General features: G+C 53.6%; 22 protein-coding genes. All 22 read right to left on the bottom strand.

Annotated features, from left to right (window positions below; translation table 11 throughout):
• Window positions 1–147: 147 nt before the first annotated feature.
• Window positions 148–402, bottom strand: a complete 255-nt coding sequence (gene rpsQ, locus PVE98_RS01570) for a 30S ribosomal protein S17 (RefSeq protein ID WP_033752951.1) — start codon at window positions 400–402, stop codon at window positions 148–150.
• Window positions 402–593, bottom strand: coding sequence for a 50S ribosomal protein L29 (gene rpmC, locus PVE98_RS01565; protein WP_025902044.1), 192 nt, complete (start codon window positions 591–593; stop codon window positions 402–404). Before rpmC ends, rpsQ begins: the two co-directional genes overlap by 1 nt.
• Entirely contained in the window at window positions 593–1003 is a 411-nt protein-coding gene (rplP, locus tag PVE98_RS01560) for a 50S ribosomal protein L16 (protein ID WP_002438716.1), read from the bottom strand. The genes rpmC and rplP overlap by 1 nt, the downstream gene beginning before the upstream one ends.
• Window positions 1004–1015: 12 nt before the next feature.
• Window positions 1016–1714: a 30S ribosomal protein S3 gene (gene rpsC / locus PVE98_RS01555; RefSeq protein WP_009087585.1), complete on the bottom strand. Its 699-nt coding sequence runs from the start codon at window positions 1712–1714 to the stop codon at window positions 1016–1018.
• Between the two features lie 17 nt (window positions 1715–1731).
• Entirely contained in the window at window positions 1732–2064 is a 333-nt protein-coding gene (gene rplV, locus PVE98_RS01550) for a 50S ribosomal protein L22 (protein ID WP_007891659.1), read from the bottom strand.
• A gap of 13 nt (window positions 2065–2077) precedes the next feature.
• Window positions 2078–2356, bottom strand: coding sequence for a 30S ribosomal protein S19 (gene rpsS, locus PVE98_RS01545; RefSeq protein ID WP_001138115.1), 279 nt, complete (start codon window positions 2354–2356; stop codon window positions 2078–2080).
• A 16-nt stretch (window positions 2357–2372) separates the two neighbouring features.
• Window positions 2373–3194, bottom strand: a complete 822-nt coding sequence (gene rplB, locus PVE98_RS01540) for a 50S ribosomal protein L2 (protein WP_033752967.1) — start codon at window positions 3192–3194, stop codon at window positions 2373–2375.
• Between the two features lie 17 nt (window positions 3195–3211).
• The gene (gene rplW / locus PVE98_RS01535; RefSeq protein WP_033752969.1) at window positions 3212–3514 is read right to left on the bottom strand and encodes a 50S ribosomal protein L23; all 303 of its coding nucleotides are present in this window, start codon (window positions 3512–3514) and stop codon (window positions 3212–3214) included.
• Window positions 3511–4116 carry a 50S ribosomal protein L4 gene (rplD, locus tag PVE98_RS01530; protein WP_033752971.1) on the bottom strand — a complete coding sequence of 202 codons (606 nt, stop codon included), beginning with the start codon at window positions 4114–4116 and terminating at the stop codon, window positions 3511–3513. The genes rplW and rplD overlap by 4 nt, the downstream gene beginning before the upstream one ends.
• A gap of 10 nt (window positions 4117–4126) precedes the next feature.
• The gene (gene rplC / locus PVE98_RS01525) at window positions 4127–4756 is read right to left on the bottom strand and encodes a 50S ribosomal protein L3 (protein ID WP_033752973.1); all 630 of its coding nucleotides are present in this window, start codon (window positions 4754–4756) and stop codon (window positions 4127–4129) included.
• A gap of 32 nt (window positions 4757–4788) precedes the next feature.
• Window positions 4789–5100, bottom strand: a complete 312-nt coding sequence (rpsJ, locus tag PVE98_RS01520; RefSeq protein WP_001181005.1) for a 30S ribosomal protein S10 — start codon at window positions 5098–5100, stop codon at window positions 4789–4791.
• Between the two features lie 377 nt (window positions 5101–5477).
• On the bottom strand, window positions 5478–5960 hold the full coding sequence (gene bfr, locus PVE98_RS01515) for a bacterioferritin (RefSeq protein WP_033752977.1): 483 nt from the start codon (window positions 5958–5960) through the stop codon (window positions 5478–5480).
• A 105-nt stretch (window positions 5961–6065) separates the two neighbouring features.
• Window positions 6066–6260, bottom strand: a complete 195-nt coding sequence (bfd, locus tag PVE98_RS01510) for a bacterioferritin-associated ferredoxin (protein ID WP_033752979.1) — start codon at window positions 6258–6260, stop codon at window positions 6066–6068.
• A gap of 170 nt (window positions 6261–6430) precedes the next feature.
• Window positions 6431–7615: an elongation factor Tu gene (gene tuf, locus PVE98_RS01505; protein WP_033752981.1), complete on the bottom strand. Its 1185-nt coding sequence runs from the start codon at window positions 7613–7615 to the stop codon at window positions 6431–6433.
• Window positions 7616–7685: 70 nt separating this feature from the next.
• Window positions 7686–9800 (bottom strand): elongation factor G, encoded by a 2115-nt coding sequence (gene fusA, locus PVE98_RS01500; RefSeq protein WP_033752983.1) that lies wholly within the window; start codon window positions 9798–9800, stop codon window positions 7686–7688.
• A 93-nt stretch (window positions 9801–9893) separates the two neighbouring features.
• Window positions 9894–10364, bottom strand: coding sequence for a 30S ribosomal protein S7 (gene rpsG / locus PVE98_RS01495; protein ID WP_013510774.1), 471 nt, complete (start codon window positions 10362–10364; stop codon window positions 9894–9896).
• Between the two features lie 96 nt (window positions 10365–10460).
• The gene (gene rpsL, locus PVE98_RS01490; RefSeq protein ID WP_003852912.1) at window positions 10461–10835 is read right to left on the bottom strand and encodes a 30S ribosomal protein S12; all 375 of its coding nucleotides are present in this window, start codon (window positions 10833–10835) and stop codon (window positions 10461–10463) included.
• 123 nt (window positions 10836–10958) lie between these two features.
• The gene (tusB, locus tag PVE98_RS01485) at window positions 10959–11246 is read right to left on the bottom strand and encodes a sulfurtransferase complex subunit TusB (protein WP_096072148.1); all 288 of its coding nucleotides are present in this window, start codon (window positions 11244–11246) and stop codon (window positions 10959–10961) included.
• Between the two features lie 9 nt (window positions 11247–11255).
• Entirely contained in the window at window positions 11256–11615 is a 360-nt protein-coding gene (tusC, locus tag PVE98_RS01480) for a sulfurtransferase complex subunit TusC (RefSeq protein ID WP_033752995.1), read from the bottom strand.
• Window positions 11615–12001: a sulfurtransferase complex subunit TusD gene (tusD, locus tag PVE98_RS01475; protein ID WP_033752997.1), complete on the bottom strand. Its 387-nt coding sequence runs from the start codon at window positions 11999–12001 to the stop codon at window positions 11615–11617. The genes tusC and tusD overlap by 1 nt, the downstream gene beginning before the upstream one ends.
• Window positions 12001–12723 carry a transcriptional regulator gene (locus PVE98_RS01470; protein WP_096072149.1) on the bottom strand — a complete coding sequence of 241 codons (723 nt, stop codon included), beginning with the start codon at window positions 12721–12723 and terminating at the stop codon, window positions 12001–12003. The genes tusD and PVE98_RS01470 overlap by 1 nt, the downstream gene beginning before the upstream one ends.
• 165 nt (window positions 12724–12888) lie before the next feature.
• On the bottom strand, window positions 12889–13716 hold the full coding sequence (gene fkpA, locus PVE98_RS01465) for an FKBP-type peptidyl-prolyl cis-trans isomerase (protein WP_033753002.1): 828 nt from the start codon (window positions 13714–13716) through the stop codon (window positions 12889–12891).
• Window positions 13717–13927 lie beyond the last annotated feature (211 nt).

Genomic DNA, 13927 nt, shown 5'->3' with positions numbered 1-13927 from the left:
TGCGGCGCCCTCGCCGCAGCACAAGCGTTAGCCATTATGAACAGGTCGGCAGGCGATAATTTAGCCATTATTGGGAATGGGGTGAATAACAGGCAAAAAAAAACCCTCTGCCGAGGCAGAGGGTTTCTTCAGAAAAAACAGTTCCTGTTACAGAACGGCTTTCTCGATGACGCGAACCAGAGTCCAGGATTTGGTCTTGGACAGCGGACGGGTTTCGCGGATTTCAACCACGTCACCAATACCGCATTCGTTGTTCTCGTCATGGATGTGCAGCTTAGTCGTACGCTTAATGAATTTACCGTAGATCGGGTGTTTCACGAAACGCTCGATAGCGACAACTGCAGATTTCTGCATTTTGTCACTAACAACACGACCTTGCAGAGTACGGATTTTATCGGTCATTACGCACCCGCCTTCTCAGTCAGTAAAGTCTTAACGCGTGCAACATCACGGCGAACCTGTTTCAGCAGATGGGTCTGCTGCAGTTGGCCAGATGCTGCCTGCATGCGCAGGTTAAATTGCTCACGCAGCAGATTAAGCAGCTCAGTGTTCAGCTCTTCAACGCTTTTTTCACGCAGCTCTGTTGCTTTCATTACATCACCGTCTTAGTAACAAAGGTGGTTTTGATAGGCAGTTTTGCTGCTGCCAGCTTGAAGGCTTCACGGGCCAGCTCTTCTGGTACGCCGTCCATTTCATACAGGACTTTACCAGGCTGAATCAGGGCAACCCAATACTCCACGTTACCCTTACCTTTACCCATACGCACTTCCAGCGGCTTCTCGGTGATCGGTTTGTCCGGGAATACACGGATCCAGATCTTACCTTGACGCTTAACTGCACGGGTCATAGCACGACGTGCTGCTTCGATCTGACGAGCAGTCAGACGACCACGGCCAACAGCTTTCAGACCGAAAGTACCGAAGCTAACATCCGTACCCTGCGCCAGACCGCGGTTGCGGCCTTTGTGCACTTTACGGAATTTTGTACGCTTTGGTTGTAACATCAGCGACTCTCCTTACTTACGGCCTTTACGCTGCTGCTTTTTAGGTTGAGCAGCCGGTTCCGGTTGTTCAACAGCAGCCATACCACCCAGGATCTCGCCTTTGAAGATCCATACCTTAACGCCGATTACACCATAAGTGGTGTGCGCTTCAGAGGTGTTGTAGTCAATGTCAGCACGCAGAGTGTGCAGCGGTACGCGACCTTCACGGTACCATTCGGTACGTGCGATCTCAGCGCCACCCAGACGGCCGCTAACTTCAACTTTGATACCTTTAGCGCCCAGACGCATGGCGTTCTGAACAGCACGCTTCATCGCACGACGGAACATCACGCGACGCTCCAGCTGTGAAGTGATGCTGTCAGCAACCAGTTTCGCGTCCAGTTCCGGCTTACGGACTTCGGCGATATTGATCTGTGCAGGTACGCCAGCGATGTTCGCGACGACCGTGCGCAGTTTCTCTACGTCTTCACCCTTTTTACCGATAACGATACCCGGGCGAGCGGTGTGAATGGTCACACGGATGCTCTTAGCCGGACGCTCGATAACGATGCGGGATACAGACGCTTTTGCCAGTTCTTTAGTCAGGAACTGACGAACTTTAAAATCGCTGTCCAGGTTGTCAGCGAATTCTTTGGTGTTCGCAAACCAGGTAGAGTTCCATGGTTTTACAATACCCAGGCGAATACCATTAGGATGTACTTTCTGACCCATTGCTAGTCTCCAGAGTCTCAGCGATCGGACACAACCACAGTAATGTGGCTGGTGCGCTTCAGGATGCGATCTGCACGACCTTTAGCACGCGGCATAATGCGCTTCATGCTCGGGCCTTCGTCTACGAAAATTTTCGCGACTTTCAGATCGTCGATATCAGCGCCATCGTTGTGTTCGGCGTTAGCAATGGCAGATTCCAGGACCTTCTTAACCAGTACAGCCGCTTTCTTGTTGGTGTAGGTCAGAATATCCAGAGCCTGCGACACTTTCTTACCGCGAATCAGGTCAGCAACAAGGCGAACCTTCTGAGCAGAAGAACGAGCATGGCGATGTTGAGCAATAGTTTCCATCTCTTCCTCCTACTTATTTCTTCTTGGCTTTCTTATCAGCAGCGTGGCCGCGATAAGTACGTGTCGGTGCAAATTCACCCAGCTTGTGGCCGACCATTTCGTCGGAAACAAAGACAGGAACGTGCTGACGACCATTATGGACAGCGATGGTCAAACCGATCATGTTAGGGAAGATCGTTGAACGACGGGACCAGGTGCGCAGGGGCTTCTTGTCTCCGCTTTCCACCGCTTTCTCTACCTTCTTCAGCAAGTGCAGGTCAATAAAAGGACCTTTCTTGAGAGAACGTGGCATGGCTTATCCTCTAAAATTATTTGCTACGGCGACGTACGATAAATTTATCAGTACGCTTGTTGCTACGGGTCTTCTTACCTTTGGTCTGAACGCCCCACGGAGTTACCGGGTGCTTACCAAAGTTACGACCTTCACCACCACCGTGCGGGTGATCTACTGGGTTCATCGCGGTACCGCGAACGGTCGGACGAACACCACGCCAACGAGTTGCACCAGCTTTACCCAGCACGCGCAGCATATGCTCAGCGTTGCCGACTTCGCCCAGGGTTGCGCGGCAATCAGCTTCGATTTTACGCATTTCGCCTGAACGCAGACGCAGGGTAACGTAGGAGCCTTCACGCGCAACGATCTGCACGTAAGCGCCAGCAGAGCGAGCGATCTGACCGCCTTTGCCCGGCTTCATTTCTACGTTGTGCACAGTAGAACCCACCGGGATGTTACGCATCGGCAGGGTGTTACCTGCTTTGATCGCAGCATCAACGCCAGACTGAATCTGGTCGCCGGCTTTCAGGCCTTTAGGGGCCAGGATATAACGGCGCTCGCCGTCTTTGTACAGAACCAGTGCGATGTTCGCAGAACGGTTCGGATCGTACTCAAGACGCTCAACAACTGCCGGGATACCGTCTTTGTTGCGTTTAAAGTCAACAATACGGTAAGCCTGCTTGTGACCACCACCGATATGACGGGTAGTGATACGACCATTGTTGTTACGACCACCGGATTTGCTGTTCTTTTCGATCAGCGGGGCAAAAGGTTTGCCCTTGTGCAGCTCAGGGTTTACCACTTTAACGACGTGGCGACGACCCGGAGATGTCGGTTTACATTTAACAACTGCCATTGTCTTTCTCCTCCGACTTACTCAGCGCCGCCGACGAAGTCCAGGTTCTGGCCTTCCTTCAGGGTGACGTAAGCTTTTTTCCAGTCGCTGCGACGACCGATACGCTGTCCGTGACGCTTAGTTTTCCCTTTAACAACCAGGGTATTCACGTCTTTAACTTCTACTTCGAACAGTTTTTCAACAGCAGCAACGATCTCTGCTTTGGTCGCGTCTTTAGCAACTTTGAGAACGATGGTGTTGGTTTTTTCCATCGCAGCAGACGCTTTTTCAGATACGTGCGGCGCGCGCAGTACTTTCAGCAGACGTTCTTCACGGATCATGCCAGCATCTCCTCAACTTGCTTAACTGCATCAGCAGTCATAACGACTTTGTCGAAGGCGATCAGGCTAACTGGGTCGATACCCGCTGCATCGCGCACGTCAACCTTGTACAGGTTGCGGGCAGCCAGGAACAGATTCTCATCCAGTTCACCGGTGATGATCAGCACGTCTTCCAGCGCCATGTCTTTCAGTTTCTGTACCAGCAGCTTGGTTTTCGGTGCTTCTACAGAGAACGTCTCGACAACGATCAGACGATCTTGACGTACCAGCTCGGACAGGATGCTTTTCAGCGCGCCGCGGTACATCTTTTTGTTAACTTTTTGACTGTGGTCCTGCGGACGCGCAGCGAAGGTCACGCCACCTGAACGCCAGATCGGGCTCTTTACAGAACCTGAACGCGCACGGCCGGTGCCTTTCTGGCGCCAGGGCTTTTTGCCCGAACCAGTTACTTCAGCACGCGTTTTCTGCGCGCGGGTACCCTGACGGGCGCCTGCAGCGTAAGCAACAACAACCTGGTGAACCAGCGCTTCGTTGAAATCACGACCGAAGGTAGTTTCGGAAACAGTCAGCGCGCTCTGCGCGTCTTTCAGTACTAATTCCATTGCTATCCCCTTACGCCTTCACAGCTGGTTTAACGATCAGGTCGCTGCCGGTCGCACCCGGGACAGCACCTTTCACCAGCAGCAGGTTGCGCTCAGCGTCAACACGTACCACATCCAGGCTCTGAACGGTTACGCGCTCATTACCCAGCTGACCTGCCATTTTCTTGCCCTTGAACACTTTGCCCGGAGTCTGGTTCTGACCGATAGAACCCGGAACGCGGTGAGAAAGGGAGTTACCGTGGGTAGCGTCCTGGGTACGGAAGTTCCAGCGCTTAACGGTACCTGCGAAACCTTTACCTTTAGAGGTACCGGTAACGTCTACTTTTTTAACGTCAGCGAAAATTTCAACACTGATGCTCTGGCCAACTGAGTACTCTTCACCTTCAACGGTGAGGAATTCCCACAGACCACGGCCGGCTTCAACGCCAGCTTTAGCAAAATGACCAGCTTCAGGTTTGGTCACACGGTTCGCTTTTTTCGCACCGGTGGTAACCTGGATTGCCTGGTAACCATCGTTCTCCAGGCCTTTGACCTGAGTAACGCGGTTTGCTTCAACTTCGATTACGGTTACTGGGATTGAAACGCCGTCTTCAGTGAAGACGCGGGTCATGCCCACTTTTTTACCGACTAAACCAATCATTGTATCAACCTCTCAATCGCTCGATGACCTGATTAACCCAGGCTGATCTGCACGTCTACACCGGCAGCCAGATCCAGACGCATCAGAGCATCAACGGTTTTTTCAGTTGGCTCAACGATGTCTACCAGACGCTTGTGAGTGCGGATTTCGTACTGATCGCGCGCATCTTTGTTAACGTGCGGAGAGATCAGAACGGTGAAGCGCTCTTTGCGAGTCGGCAGCGGGATCGGACCACGAACCTGCGCACCAGTGCGCTTGGCGGTCTCAACGATTTCCGCGGTTGATTGATCGATCAGACGATGATCAAACGCTTTAAGACGGATACGGATTCTTTGGTTCTGCATGAGACCAGAGCTCCAAACTTTTTATAGACGAAAAAAATTACTACTCGCACCCATTACGATTGATGGGAGAGTGTAATCGTTCAGCATATAACTCCACAATTGGGAGTATTGTCAGGCGACCTAACATGCTGCCGCCTGCGATTCTGCTCGAATCGCGCCTGCTAATATTGGCAAGCCCGCGCATTATACGTAAATCTGCTCAGGAAGCAACCCGTGTTCTGTTTTTAACCTTATTTTATAGCGGTATTATTGCGGCAGAACGTGGCGAAGCGGAGTAGAGGCGGATGTGTGCATCAGGATTAGGTAAAAAGACACAAGCCCGCTCTCGCTATCTGGCGGCGAAAACGGGCTCTTTTAAGGTGTGCTTCACGGCTGCTCTACTCTTCGTCTCTTTCCCGGATTTGCGCCTGCAGGTAGTTCTGAATGCCCAGCTTGTTGATGAGATCGAGCTCGGTTTCAATCCAGTCGATATGGTGCTCTTCATCCGCGAGGATTTCGATCATCATGTCGCGGCTGACGTAGTCATGCACCTTATCGGCGTAGGCAATAGCTTCGCGCAGGTCTTTCGCCCCTTCCAGCTCCAGCTGAAGATCCGAGCGCAGCATCTCCTCCACATCTTCGCCAATCCGCAGCCGGCCTAAATCCTGCAGGTTGGGAATCCCCTCCAGAAACAGAATGCGCTCGATATATTTATCAGCGTGCTTCATCTCGTCGATGGATTCATGGTACTCCGTGTCGTTGAGGCGCATCAGACCCCAGTTTTTAAACATCCGCGCATGAAGAAAGTACTGGTTGATGGCAACCAGTTCATTTCCCAGCAATTTATTGAGATGGCTTATGATTTTAATGTCGCCCTTCATTTTGCTTCCTCCGCTTCCAGTTAAATTAGAGCGTAGATGCGGATAAAAAGAAGTCAAAAAAACGCGACAAAATTTGTGGGTATTAAGGCCAGCGCGTAGGGAGGATTAGGCGATCTCTTTATAGAGCGGCACGTTTTGCAGTTCGTCTTCCATGATTTCTCGCGCTACGCGAATGCACTTGCCGCACTGCTTTCCGACCGGAACAAGCTGGCGCAGCTGCTGGATAGATTTAGGCTGATAGCGGCGAACCGCCTCGCGAAGGGTTTTGTCACTGACGGCGTTACACAAACAGACGTACATTTACTGCTCACCTCGATCGTTTTATGATCAAAGATTAAATGAGAATCGTTTTTATTTCAAACCTAAGATTAGTGTGGATAAGGTGGCCTGAGCAGGTTTCAGACATAAAAAAAGAGCACCGAAGTGCTCTTTTCTGCTCTGGTGGCCCGAAGGCCACCTGGCTAACGCAATTAAGCGATAACTTCAGCAACAACGCCCGCACCAACGGTACGGCCGCCTTCGCGGATTGCGAAGCGCAGACCCTGGTCCATCGCGATCGGATGGATCAGAGTAACGGTCATTTTGATGTTGTCGCCCGGCATTACCATCTCAACGCCTTCCGGCAGTTCGATGTTGCCAGTCACGTCAGTAGTACGGAAGTAGAACTGCGGACGGTAGCCTTTGAAGAACGGAGTGTGACGACCGCCTTCTTCTTTGGACAGAACGTAGACTTCTGACACGAAAGTGGTGTGCGGCTTGATTGAGCCCGGCTTAGCCAGAACCTGGCCACGCTCGATCTCTTCACGCTTGATACCACGCAGCAGAACGCCGACGTTCTCACCAGCCTGACCCTGATCCAGCAGTTTGCGGAACATTTCAACGCCGGTACAGGTTGATTTCGCGGTGTCTTTGATGCCCACGATTTCAACTTCGTCGCCGACTTTCACGATGCCGCGCTCAACACGACCGGTAACAACGGTACCACGGCCAGAGATTGAGAATACGTCTTCGATCGGCAGTAGGAACGGCAGGTCGATTGCGCGAACCGGATCCGGGATGTAGGTATCCAGGTGGCCAGCCAGCTCAACGATCTTCGCTTCCCACTCAGCGTCGCCTTCCAGCGCTTTCAGCGCAGAACCGCGAACGATCGGGGTGTCGTCGCCCGGGAAGTCGTACTGTGACAGCAGGTCACGGACTTCCATCTCAACCAGTTCCAGCAGCTCTTCGTCATCAACCATGTCGCACTTGTTCAGGAACACGATGATGTACGGAACGCCAACCTGACGACCCAGCAGGATGTGCTCACGGGTCTGCGGCATCGGGCCGTCAGTCGCAGCAACAACCAGGATAGCGCCGTCCATCTGCGCCGCGCCGGTGATCATGTTTTTCACATAGTCGGCGTGGCCCGGGCAGTCAACGTGCGCGTAGTGGCGAGACGGGGTTTCATACTCAACGTGAGAGGTGTTGATGGTGATACCACGTGCTTTCTCTTCCGGCGCGTTATCGATCTGGTCGAATGCGCGAGCCTGGCCGCCGTAGGTTTTAGCCAGAACGGTGGTGATTGCTGCAGTCAGGGTGGTTTTACCGTGGTCAACGTGACCGATGGTGCCCACGTTTACGTGCAGTTTGTTACGTTGAAATTGCTCTTTCGCCATGGCGATAATCCTTACTGTTATGCCTTCATCATTGATGAAGGCATCTGTTCACAATTTTTAAACCGTAGCCTTATTTGCTACGAGCTTCAATAACGGCCTGAGCGACGTTGTTCGGCGCATCATCGTACTTCAGGAACTCCATGGAGTAAGAAGCACGGCCTTTAGTCAGAGAACGCAACTGCGTCGCGTATCCGAACATTTCAGACAGCGGAACTTCAGCGTGAATCTGAACGCCGGTAGCGTTAGATTCCTGCCCTTTCAGCATACCACGACGACGGCTAAGGTCACCGATGACGTCACCGGTGTTCTCTTCCGGAGTCTCTACTTCAACCTTCATGATCGGCTCAAGCAGTACCGGCTGTGCTTTCTTAAAGCCATCTTTGAAGGCGATAGAAGCGGCCAGTTTAAACGCCAGCTCTGAGGAGTCCACGTCATGGTAAGAACCGAAGTGCAGACGCACGCCCAGATCAACAACCGGATAACCTGCCAGCGGGCCAGATTTCAGCTGTTCCTGGATGCCTTTGTCAACCGCAGGGATGTATTCGCCAGGAATCACACCACCTTTGATATCGTTGACAAATTCGTAGCCTTTCGGGTTTGAACCCGGCTCCAGCGGGTACATGTCGATAACAACATGACCATACTGACCGCGACCACCAGACTGCTTGGCGTGTTTACCTTCGATGTCGGTAACTTTAGAGCGAATCGCTTCGCGGTAAGCAACCTGCGGTTTGCCCACGTTCGCTTCAACGTTGAATTCGCGCTTCATGCGGTCAACGATGATGTCGAGGTGCAGCTCACCCATACCGGCGATGATGGTCTGGTTAGACTCTTCGTCAGTCCATACGCGGAATGACGGGTCTTCTTTAGCCAGACGGCCCAGAGCCAGACCCATTTTTTCCTGGTCAGCTTTGGTTTTCGGCTCAACGGCGATAGAGATTACCGGCTCCGGGAACTCCATGCGTTCCAGGATAATCGGGTTGCTCGGGTCACACAGGGTGTCACCGGTGATCACGTCTTTCAGACCGATCGCAGCCGCGATGTCGCCCGCGCGAACTTCGCTGATCTCTTCACGTTTGTTGGCGTGCATCTGTACGATACGGCCGAAACGCTCACGTGCGGATTTCACGGAGTTCAGTACGGTGTCACCTGAGTTAACCACGCCAGAGTAGACGCGGAAGAAGGTCAGGTTGCCCACGAACGGGTCGTTGGCGATTTTGAACGCCAGCGCAGAGAACGGCTCGCTGTCGTCAGCGTGACGCTCAGCAGGCGTGTCTTTACCGTCGTCCAGCATACCGTTGATCGCAGGAACGTCAGTCGGTGCCGGCAGGTATTCAACCACGGCATCCAGCATTGCCTGAACACCTTTGTTCTTGAACGCAGAACCACAGGTAACCAGGATGATTTCGTTGCGCAGTACGCGCTGACGCAGAGCGGTTTTGATCTCTTCTTCGCTCAGCTCTTCGCCGCTGAAGAATTTCTCCATCAGCTCTTCAGAAGCTTCTGCTGCCGCTTCGATCAGCTTGCCGCGCCACTCTTCAGCCAGTTCCTGCATGTCGGCCGGGATATCTTCGTAAACGAAGGTAACGCCCTGGTCGGCATCGTTCCAGTTGATGGCTTTCATTTTGATCAGGTCAACAACGCCGGTGAAGTTCTCTTCAGCGCCGATAGCCAGCTGCAGCGGAACCGGAGTCGCGCCCAGACGGGATTCGATCTGACCAACAACTTTCAGGAAGTTCGCGCCCATACGGTCCATTTTGTTAACGAACGCAATACGCGGAACTTTGTATTTGTTTGCCTGACGCCATACGGTCTCAGACTGCGGCTGCACGCCACCTACAGCACAGTAAACCATTACTGCGCCATCGAGCACACGCATTGAACGTTCTACTTCGATGGTGAAGTCAACGTGTCCAGGGGTGTCGATGATGTTGATACGGTGCGGCTCAAACTGCTTAGCCATACCGGACCAGAATGCGGTGGTCGCTGCAGACGTGATGGTGATACCACGCTCCTGCTCTTGCGCCATCCAGTCCATGGTCGCTGCGCCATCGTGTACTTCACCGATTTTGTGGTTAACACCGGTGTAGAACAGGATGCGCTCGGTCGTCGTGGTTTTACCGGCGTCGATGTGTGCGCTGATACCAATGTTACGGTAGCGCGCAATGGGTGTTGTACGAGCCATTTGATTCCTCTGATTCTCGGACGTTCAAAATTAGTCGAACCCAGCGGGTTAGCATTTTGCACGCCCGCTGGTTTAACAACAACTACGTGGCGATTACCAGCGGTAGTGAGCGAACGCCTTGTTGGCTTCTGCCATGCGGTGAACGTCTTCACGTTTCTTAACTGCAGTACCTTTGTTTTCTGCAGCGTCAGAAAGTTCGTTCGCCAGGCGGAGAGCCATAGATTTATCACCGCGTTTACGAGCAGCTTCTACGATCCAACGCATTGCCAGAGCATTACGACGAACCGGACGGACTTCTACTGGTACCTGATAGGTAGAACCACCAACGCGACGTGACTTAACTTCGACAGTCGGACGTACGTTTTCGAGGGCTACTTCAAAGGCTTCCAGCTCGTTTTTACCAGAACGCTGAGCCAGGGTCTCAAGCGCAGTATAAACGATTGATTCAGCAGTAGATTTTTTACCATCTACCATCAGGATATTTACAAATTTGGCCAGCAGCTCTGATCCGAACTTAGGATCCGGCAGGATTTTACGCTGACCAATGACGCGACGACGTGGCATGGAAATACTCCGTTGTTAATTCAGGATTGTCCAAAACTCTACGAGTTTAGTTTGACATTTAAGTTAAAACGTTTGGCCTTACTTAACGGAGAACCATTAAGCCTTTGGCTTCTTCACGCCGTACTTGGAGCGAGCCTGCTTACGGTCTTTAACACCTGAGCAGTCCAGCGCGCCACGAACGGTGTGGTAACGCACACCTGGCAGGTCTTTAACACGACCGCCACGGATCAGGATCACGGAGTGTTCCTGCAGGTTATGACCTTCACCGCCGATATAGGAGGTAACTTCAAAACCGTTAGTCAGACGAACACGGCAAACTTTACGCAGTGCGGAGTTCGGTTTTTTCGGAGTGGTGGTGTACACACGGGTACAAACACCACGTTTTTGCGGGCAAGCTTCCAGCGCAGGCACGTTGCTCTTTGCAACTTTGCGTACGCGTGGTTTGCGAACCAGCTGGTTAACTGTTGCCATTAAATAGCTCCTGGATTTGCTTTTGCTTCGTAAACACGTAATAAATCGCCCCGTATAACTACGAGGACGCAGAATTTTAGGGCTGAGCCAATAGGGTGTCAAGAAATAACCAGGCTTTAGGCATTACCAGGTCATTTGCTGCCGATGTTTTTCAGTGAGCGTGACGAAACCAGTATAGTCTACCGGCCTTATTTTGGCTGAAATTTGACCAGCAAGGCCGCGCGCGATCACGTCTTCCGTCAGCACCCACAGCGTTGAGGGCGACGTCAGCAAGCGGCTTAACGCGCTGCTGCCTTCCAGCGCGCCCAGCACGCCATCCTGCAGCAGCAGCAAATCGTCCTCTGCCGTCAGCAAGAGCAGCAGCGTGTCGAAGTCGCTGTAATAAGGTGAATGCATTAAGGTGTGCAGCATAGCGCGCTCTTAAAAGGTGATGATGCGATCGTAGGTCGCCAGCTGCTGCCGCAGCGCCGCCGCATCCAGAATGCCGACATCCATTACGCGCGCGCCCTCTTCCGCCAGGCCGCGTTCGCGCAGCGCTTCGCGGCTGATATAGCACTGCTCGATATCATACAGCGCCAGTACGCCAAACGTGGCGGCATGATTGCGCGCGAGGATCTTCTCCGGCTGCTGGTCAGGCATAAGCTGCAGAACGCCGTCGCCGATAAAGAACAGCCCTATCGACTCGCTTAGCGCGCCGGTGGCCAGCGCGGCGTCGAGTCCCTCGCGGCCAGCGCTGCTGCCGTGCGGCGCGCGGGTAAACACAAAAGCGACGCGGTTCATTAAAACTGCACCAGGCGATCGCAGCCGAGCGCGGCTTCCGCCAGCGCGCCCAGCCCGCTGAGTTCAAATCCCGGCTGCAGATTGCTGCCCGCCAGCTGCAGCCGCTCCGCCTCCTGCGCGTCGGTGACGCCGCGACGCAGCGCGGCGGCCACGCAGATATTCAGCGCCACGCCCTGTTCCTGATGCAGCTCCAGCCAGGCGCGCACGATATCCGCTTCATCGCTGGCCGGCGCGGTAAGCTCGTTGGCGTTCAGCACGCCCTCGCGATAGAAAAAAACGCTCTGCAGCTGATGACCTGCGGCCAGCAGCGCGCGGGCGAACAGCAAGGCGCTGCTCGCCTGCTGCGTGCCGTAGGCCGGCCCGGTCACCAGCAGGGTGTAACGCATTAGCGCTCCTGCCCCTGGAAATCGCCGTTCTTGAACTGGCGAATATAGAGATAGACGGTGTGCTTAGAGATATTGAGGCGATCCGCGACCTGGTTGATAGCGTCTTTGATATCGAAGATGCCTTTCTCATAGAGATTCAGCACGATCTGACGATTCTTGGCGTTATTAGAAACATTGCGATCGGCACTCACCTCTTCGATGGTGAACTCCAGCGTCTGCGTCACCAGATCTTCCACCGAGCTGGCGAAATTCACGTTCGAATCGACCTGGTGCATCTCCGGCGGCATAAAGGTTGACATAATCTGCGAGAACGGCACATCGAGGTTCATGTTGATGCACAACAGCCCAATGACGCGCTGCTGCCGATTGCGTATCGCGATGGTGACCGACTTCATCAGCACGCCGCTTTTGGCGCGGGTGAAATAGGCGCGAGAAACGTTGCTGTCTGCGCCGTGCATATCATGCAGCATGCGCAGCGCCAGATCGGTAATCGGCGAGCCCACTTTACGGCCGGTATGCTCGCCGTTGGCGATGCGTACCGCCGAACACTTCAGATCTTCCAGCGAATGCAGCACGATTTCGCAGTGCGAACCAATCAGCATCGCCAGGCCATCGACTACCGACTCATAGGATCGGAGGATATCGTAGTCCGTCTGCTCGAAGGGACGCTGCTCCAGTAAATCGAAGTCGCTCAGTTCGCCGGGATTGAATGGATTTGACATCGAAGACATTACCCTAAATGGCTGGAGCCTGTCTCAGCGCAGCGGGCAGACTCTTTTTATTGGGAAAGTTATGCAGAGGATAGTCTGGCAAATGTCGCACGCTTATGCCAGAGCTTTGTCGCAGGCCGGAAATGAAACCGCCGCCCGAAGGCGGCGGCAGACAGATTATTGAGATTTCTTCGCGTCGGCGGCTGGCGCCTGCGCTTTCTCGTCTGCTTTAGGCGCCGGCTTGATGTCGAGCAGTTCAACATCGAACACCAGCGTCGAGTTAGCCGGAATGCCCGGCACGCCGTTTTTGCCGTAGGCGAGCTGCGGCGGGATCACCAGCTTGATTTTACCGCCTTTCTTCACGTGCTTCAGACCTTCGGTCCAGCCCGGAATCACGCCGTCGAGACGGAAAGAGAGCGGTTCACCGCGCGTATAGGAGTTGTCGAACTCGGTGCCGTCGATCAGGGTGCCTTTGTAGTTCACGACAACGGTATCGCTGTCTTTCGGCGCGTCACCGCTGCCTTCTTTCTCTACTTTATACAGCAGGCCGGATTCGGTTTTCTTCACGCCGCTCTCTTTGGCGAACTTGTCGGCGAAAGCGGTGCCTTTATCGGCGTTCTCTTTCGCGTCTTTTTCCATCTTCGCCTGCGCGGCGCCTTTCACGCGGCCTTCAAAGGCCTGCAGGGTCTGCTCGATCTCTTGATCGGAGAGTTTGCTCTTGCCGCCGAACGCATCCTGAACGCCCGCGATCAGCTGATCTTTGTCCAGCTTGATGCCCAGTTTCTCCTGTTCCTTCAGGGAGTTGTCCATGTAGCGACCCAGTGAGGCGCCAAGAGCGTAAGCTGATTGCTGGTCTTCATTTTTGAAGGCCGCATTTTTCGGCGCCTGCGGTGCCGCATCGCTCGCAGCAGGCGCTGCGGTCGTTTCGGCTGCCATTGCCAGCGGCGCGTTCAGCGCGATGGCCATGGTGGTGGCTAACATTGTGACTTTAAACAGTGATTTCATCCTTTCTCCAAAACCGAAGCGTCTCACCTCGGGAATTATTGCGGACTAAAGCTCCACACTATAACTGTACGCGGCAGCGGCGAACACTCCCGCAGCGTAATTACCCGGTTCTCCTCCGACCTTTTTTGCATCAGGAAGTTTCATCAGAGATGATGCTGCAAAAGGCGTTATTCAACCCTTCACAGGCGAGGCGGCAAAGAAATCGGGTGAT

This window comes from Pantoea sp. GABEPS69, assembly GCF_045780835.1.
Lineage (GTDB): Bacteria > Pseudomonadota > Gammaproteobacteria > Enterobacterales > Enterobacteriaceae > Pantoea > Pantoea septica.
Note: the sequence above shows the minus strand (reverse complement) of the source record. Positions and strands in the feature narration are given on the sequence as shown.

Coding starts and splice junctions, on each gene's coding strand:
- tusD (WP_033752997.1), bottom strand. CDS start 12,001: ATGCGTTACACCCTGCTGGTGACCGGGCCGGCCTACGGCACGCAGCAG.
- rpsS (WP_001138115.1), bottom strand. CDS start 2,356: ATGCCACGTTCTCTCAAGAAAGGTCCTTTTATTGACCTGCACTTGCTG.
- bfr (WP_033752977.1), bottom strand. CDS start 5,960: ATGAAGGGCGACATTAAAATCATAAGCCATCTCAATAAATTGCTGGGA.
- rpsJ (WP_001181005.1), bottom strand. CDS start 5,100: ATGCAGAACCAAAGAATCCGTATCCGTCTTAAAGCGTTTGATCATCGT.
- rplD (WP_033752971.1), bottom strand. CDS start 4,116: ATGGAATTAGTACTGAAAGACGCGCAGAGCGCGCTGACTGTTTCCGAA.
- rplP (WP_002438716.1), bottom strand. CDS start 1,003: ATGTTACAACCAAAGCGTACAAAATTCCGTAAAGTGCACAAAGGCCGC.
- tusC (WP_033752995.1), bottom strand. CDS start 11,615: ATGAACCGCGTCGCTTTTGTGTTTACCCGCGCGCCGCACGGCAGCAGC.
- fusA (WP_033752983.1), bottom strand. CDS start 9,800: ATGGCTCGTACAACACCCATTGCGCGCTACCGTAACATTGGTATCAGC.
- rplW (WP_033752969.1), bottom strand. CDS start 3,514: ATGATCCGTGAAGAACGTCTGCTGAAAGTACTGCGCGCGCCGCACGTA.
- rplC (WP_033752973.1), bottom strand. CDS start 4,756: ATGATTGGTTTAGTCGGTAAAAAAGTGGGCATGACCCGCGTCTTCACT.
- tuf (WP_033752981.1), bottom strand. CDS start 7,615: ATGGCGAAAGAGCAATTTCAACGTAACAAACTGCACGTAAACGTGGGC.
- rpsL (WP_003852912.1), bottom strand. CDS start 10,835: ATGGCAACAGTTAACCAGCTGGTTCGCAAACCACGCGTACGCAAAGTT.
- bfd (WP_033752979.1), bottom strand. CDS start 6,260: ATGTACGTCTGTTTGTGTAACGCCGTCAGTGACAAAACCCTTCGCGAG.
- rplV (WP_007891659.1), bottom strand. CDS start 2,064: ATGGAAACTATTGCTCAACATCGCCATGCTCGTTCTTCTGCTCAGAAG.
- rpsC (WP_009087585.1), bottom strand. CDS start 1,714: ATGGGTCAGAAAGTACATCCTAATGGTATTCGCCTGGGTATTGTAAAA.
- rpmC (WP_025902044.1), bottom strand. CDS start 593: ATGAAAGCAACAGAGCTGCGTGAAAAAAGCGTTGAAGAGCTGAACACT.
- PVE98_RS01470 (WP_096072149.1), bottom strand. CDS start 12,723: ATGTCAAATCCATTCAATCCCGGCGAACTGAGCGACTTCGATTTACTG.
- rplB (WP_033752967.1), bottom strand. CDS start 3,194: ATGGCAGTTGTTAAATGTAAACCGACATCTCCGGGTCGTCGCCACGTC.
- rpsG (WP_013510774.1), bottom strand. CDS start 10,364: ATGCCACGTCGTCGCGTCATTGGTCAGCGTAAAATCCTGCCGGATCCT.
- tusB (WP_096072148.1), bottom strand. CDS start 11,246: ATGCTGCACACCTTAATGCATTCACCTTATTACAGCGACTTCGACACG.
- rpsQ (WP_033752951.1), bottom strand. CDS start 402: ATGACCGATAAAATCCGTACTCTGCAAGGTCGTGTTGTTAGTGACAAA.
- fkpA (WP_033753002.1), bottom strand. CDS start 13,716: ATGAAATCACTGTTTAAAGTCACAATGTTAGCCACCACCATGGCCATC.